The organism is Aquimarina sp. (genome assembly GCF_977115655.1).
Map to the genome: position 1 here is coordinate 1 of NZ_CDSBKO010000127.1, position 4,522 is coordinate 4,522.

The 4,522-nt window shown below is 29.1% G+C and carries 5 protein-coding genes and 1 pseudogene; 3 read left to right on the plus strand and 3 right to left on the minus strand.

The annotated features are described in order from the left end of the window. Positions 1-552: 552 nt before the first annotated feature. Positions 553-1,692: a THUMP domain-containing class I SAM-dependent RNA methyltransferase gene (locus ACZIYX_RS23625; RefSeq protein ID WP_462684732.1), complete on the minus strand. Its 1,140-nt coding sequence runs from the start codon at positions 1,690-1,692 to the stop codon at positions 553-555. Between the two features lie 124 nt (positions 1,693-1,816). Here ACZIYX_RS23625 and ACZIYX_RS23630 point away from each other — a divergent pair, with 124 nt between their 5' ends. The 3 genes from ACZIYX_RS23630 to ACZIYX_RS23640 are packed head-to-tail and all read left to right on the plus strand — an operon-like array spanning position 1,817 to position 3,656. Next, complete coding sequence (locus ACZIYX_RS23630) at positions 1,817-2,548, plus strand: SAM-dependent methyltransferase (protein ID WP_462684728.1); 732 nt, start codon at positions 1,817-1,819, stop codon at positions 2,546-2,548. Next, the gene (locus ACZIYX_RS23635; RefSeq protein ID WP_462684729.1) at positions 2,548-3,225 is read left to right on the plus strand and encodes a ZIP family metal transporter; all 678 of its coding nucleotides are present in this window, start codon (positions 2,548-2,550) and stop codon (positions 3,223-3,225) included. The genes ACZIYX_RS23630 and ACZIYX_RS23635 overlap by 1 nt, the downstream gene beginning before the upstream one ends. A gap of 2 nt (positions 3,226-3,227) precedes the next feature. Next, positions 3,228-3,656 carry a DUF4268 domain-containing protein gene (locus ACZIYX_RS23640; protein WP_462684730.1) on the plus strand — a complete coding sequence of 143 codons (429 nt, stop codon included), beginning with the start codon at positions 3,228-3,230 and terminating at the stop codon, positions 3,654-3,656. A gap of 33 nt (positions 3,657-3,689) precedes the next feature. Here the strand turns inward: ACZIYX_RS23640 and ACZIYX_RS23645 are convergent. Both ACZIYX_RS23645 and ACZIYX_RS23650 read right to left on the minus strand, forming a co-directional pair. Then, positions 3,690-4,001, minus strand: a pseudogene (locus ACZIYX_RS23645) (TlpA family protein disulfide reductase); the annotation flags it as partial. Between the two features lie 15 nt (positions 4,002-4,016). Beyond that, a complete protein-coding gene (locus ACZIYX_RS23650; protein ID WP_462684731.1) occupies positions 4,017-4,193 on the minus strand; it encodes a peroxiredoxin family protein in 177 nt (58 codons plus the stop codon). Between the last annotated feature and the right edge of the window lie 329 nt (positions 4,194-4,522).

The following is a 4,522-nucleotide window of genomic DNA, read 5'->3' on the forward strand; positions in this document are numbered from 1 at the left end:
GAACTAGACTATAAACAACTGTCTATCAATTTGTTTTAAGTGGACACTAGTGAATCAAATTAATAACCCTGAAGCTAACTTACCAGGATACGTTTTGCTTAAAATGGTATTACTAGAGGCATATCCCCGGGAATCGACCATTCAATGAGGAATTAAAGTAAGGATACAAAAAACTATAGCTCTAGTTTATATAGCGTTGATAATTTTATCGAAACTCAGCATATCCAATCCCCAACCCTTCCCAGAAGGGGAGTCAAAAATTGTAAACCTATACCAGGATTTAGTAATAATCTGTAAACTTTTTTAGGACGAGTCAAAAGTCCTTCCCTTCGGGAAGGATTTAGTATGGGATAAACATCTTTAAATCAATTAAATGTATAGTTTCATAACTATCAACGCTATTATAAACCAGAGCCAAAACTATTTATAAAATCTAAGTACACAACAAAAAAACTATATTTCAGTACAATCAATTAATAATCATTAAATATAGTATTGTTAATTGAACATATTTTGTTTTTTAATGGGATGACAAATCGGAAATATTGAAATTTAATTCTGAAATTTTGCTTTTTTACTACCGGCATACATTTCATATTTAACCAATTTTGCTTCTAATTTTCCATTAAAAACTTTAATTTTTCGAGAAGGTCGTAATCCTACATGCTTTAAAGCTTCCATGTTTGAAGTAATAAGCCAGGCATTAGTCCCTGGATAATTTTGTTTTAGTGTATCTCCTATCTGACTATAAAATTTTTCTTCGTCAATTTCTAATCTTTCTCCATAAGGAGGGTTAAATGCTATATGCAATGGTCCTTCTACTTCTTTTGTACTTTCAAAAAAATTTCCTTCTTTTATTTTAATATAATCGTTAAGGTTAGCATTCTCTACATTTATTATTGCTTTTCGAACTGCGGATGGTGCTTTATCTATGCCAATTATAGAATAATGAAAATCTCTTACTTTGTTTAAACTTGCTTCTTCTATTTTTTCAAACAAATCCAAGTCCCAATCCAACCATTTTTCAAAAGCAAATTCTTTTCTATTTAAGTTTGCAGGAATATTACATGCAATCATTGCTGCTTCTATTGCCATTGTACCACTACCACACATAGGATCCAAAAAGTCACATTGACCATCCCAACCAGACAAAAGCAATAAACCGGCAGCTAAAACTTCGTTAATTGGCGCTATATTTGTTGCTGTTCGATATCCTCTATGATGTAGTGATCCCCCCGAGCTATCCAGAGATATCGTGCATAGATCTTGTTGAATATGAACATCTATAGAAAGATCCGGATATTCTAACTCTACATTTGGTCTCTTCCCGGTTCTCTCCCTAAATCTATCTACAATTGCATCCTTTGCTTTTAAAGCAATAAATTGTGAATGACTAAAAATAGTAGAATGTACTGTTGCATGAATTGCAAAAGTATCCTCCAGACCCAAATACTCTTCCCAATGCATACTTTTAACAAAATCATATAAATCCTGCTCATTTCTAATTTTTTTAGACACAATAGGTTTCAATATTTTTATGGCGGTTCTTAAACATAAATTTGCCTTATACATAAAGCCTAAATCCCCATAAAAACTAACAACCCTATTTCCTATTTCTACTTTTTGAGCACCCAAATCCCTAAGCTCTTTAGCTAATATTTCCTCAAAACCAAAAAGGGTTTTGGCAACCATTTTATATAAATTATTCACTATTCTTATTTTCGTAACGAGATGATTTAAGATTTTGACAATAACTATCAAAACTTTGAAACAACTTCTATAATTAAACCGCAAAAATACATTAATTTTGCGCCTTATGCTAAAAGATTCAAAAATGTGGTATGCATCATGGTTTGATACTCCATATTATCATATATTATACAAAGACAGAGATCATACAGAGGCCAAAAAATTTATGGATAACCTTACCAGGTATTTGAATTTGGATGTTGGCGAAAAAATTTTAGATCTGGCCTGCGGCAAAGGTCGTCATAGTATTTACTTAAATAAATTAGGATTTAATGTAACTGGTGTAGACTTATCTGTAAATAGTATTGATTATGCTTCGCAATTTGAGAATGAAACCTTAAAATTTCAGGTTCATGATATGTGCCAACCATATCCAGAAAAATTTTCTGCTGTTTTTAATTTATTTACCAGTTTTGGATATTTTGACAAAGAAGAGGATAATCTAAATACTATTAAAGCCATTAGTTCTGACTTAAATGAAAAAGGTTTTGGTGTTATTGATTTTATGAATGTAGACTATGTTACAAAAAATTTGATCCCTGAAGAAATAAAAGAAGTGGATAATATCAAATTTAATATAAAACGGTACCTAAAAGACGGATATATCTTTAAAGAAATTAGGTTTAAAGCTAATGATGAAGATTTTTTCTTTACAGAACGCGTCAAAAATATAACCTTAAGTGATTTTGAAGATTACTTTAAAAAAGCAAACATCGATTTACTTGATATTTTTGGTAACTATCAATTGCAAAAATTTAATAAAAATACTTCTCCAAGACTTATATTAATTTTCAAATAGTGTATAATTACATACTATCCATAGCAGCGGTATTTATAGGAGCTATATTCGTTTTTGTTTTTAAAGCTTCTAATCAAAAGAATTTAAAATTACTTTTAGCATTTAGCGGTGCTTTTCTTTTAGCAATAACTATTTTTGATCTTTTGCCTGAAGTATTTGAAAATAATTTATTTGCAAAACGAACAGGAGTTTGGATTATGATTGGTATTCTGCTTCAAAAAATATTAGAATATTTTTCTAAAGGTGCCGAACACGGGCATATACATTTGGATAATGAAACATATCAAATTCCTAAATTACTTTTTATAAGCTTAGGACTACATGCTATTTTAGAAGGCTTTCCTTTACAACATACAGATGGAATTTTATTGGGGATCATTATACACAAAATTCCTATTGCAATGATTTTAACAACATTTTTATTAAAAACTAAAATAAAGAAAAGTATTATCATTTTAACATTAATAATATTTGCTTTAATGACCCCATTAGGCACATTTATATCAGGAAATTTTACAGTAGTCCAAAATTACTACAAAGAAATTACTGCGCTAGTGATAGGAATATTTCTTCATGTATCTACTACCATACTTTTTGAAAGCAATGAAGGTCATAAATTTAATATTACAAAACTTTTAGTTATCCTTGTGGCTACTATAGCTGCCTATTTAATATAATAATGTTTAGTAAATCTGATTCAAAGCAAATACGGCAAGAGTTCTGGACTAATTTTGGAAAAGAATACCCCAACAAATGGCTTTTGTACAACACAAAAATTAAAGATGTAACTCTTAAATTTACCTTTACTACAAAAAAAGCACAAGTGTCTATTGATATAGAACCAGATGACCTTTTAATCAGATCCTATTACTATGATAAATTTGTTAGCTTAAAAAATATTTTAATATCAGAGTATATTCCGGATATTATTTTTGATGATCGTTATGAATTGGATAATGAAAAAGTGATTTCCAGACTTTATGCAGAATTAACAGGAGTAAGCATCCATGACAAAACGTGTTGGAAAGAAGCTATGCAATTTTTATATAATAAAATGCTTAAATTGGAGTCTTTTTTTATAGAATACAAAGATTATATTGACGATTAATCACCTATTTTTTACACGTTGTCAAAATATTGACTATTTTTTTTCTATACCCATCTTAGAAAAAAAGTCATTAATTTGTTTAAAAGAATATTTCCCCATTAACTTCCCTTCAGGAGAAATCAAAAATTTGGAAGGGATTTCTGAAACACCATATTTTCTTGCTATTGAAGACATCATTATGAATTTATTTTGGTGTACAATTTGATTTTTCCATATAAATCCATCTTTTTGAACTGCCTTTTTCCATGATAAAGAATCTTTTTCTAATGCAACTGTAACAATAGTCAAGATATTAGAGTAATTTTGATGTAATTCTACCAATTCAAGGTTTTCTTTTCTACATGGAGGACACCAAGACCCTCAAAAATCTAACAAAACATACTTACCACGCAGGTTAGATAACCTAAATACTGATCCATCTACTAATATTGTTTCAAAATCCGGCGCTTGCTCTCTACCATTTATTCCTGAATTTTTATAGTAAAAATAGGATAATATAACTACTATAGCTATAATGCACAAAAATACTTTTTTCATAAAATCATATTATAAATTGATTTAAACTATTTTCAATCACTATAAAAATGTTTTTTTACTCAATTTTTATGTTTTTCTTACCTCGTAGAGTTGTTTTAAAGTAAAAAAGTGCTTTTTAATCCGAGTTATGCAATAGAAAATCTATTACACCTTTAATCTACTGCAAATACAACCGTTACCCTTGATTTTTTAATTTAACCATAACCCTTCTGATAAACTCAGGGCAAACTGCTATGCTAAAATTCACCTTTTCATCTATATAAAAAATGGAATCGATTATTAATAAATTCCTGTTAAACCCAAATTATTAATGTCGCTTAATTAAGAAT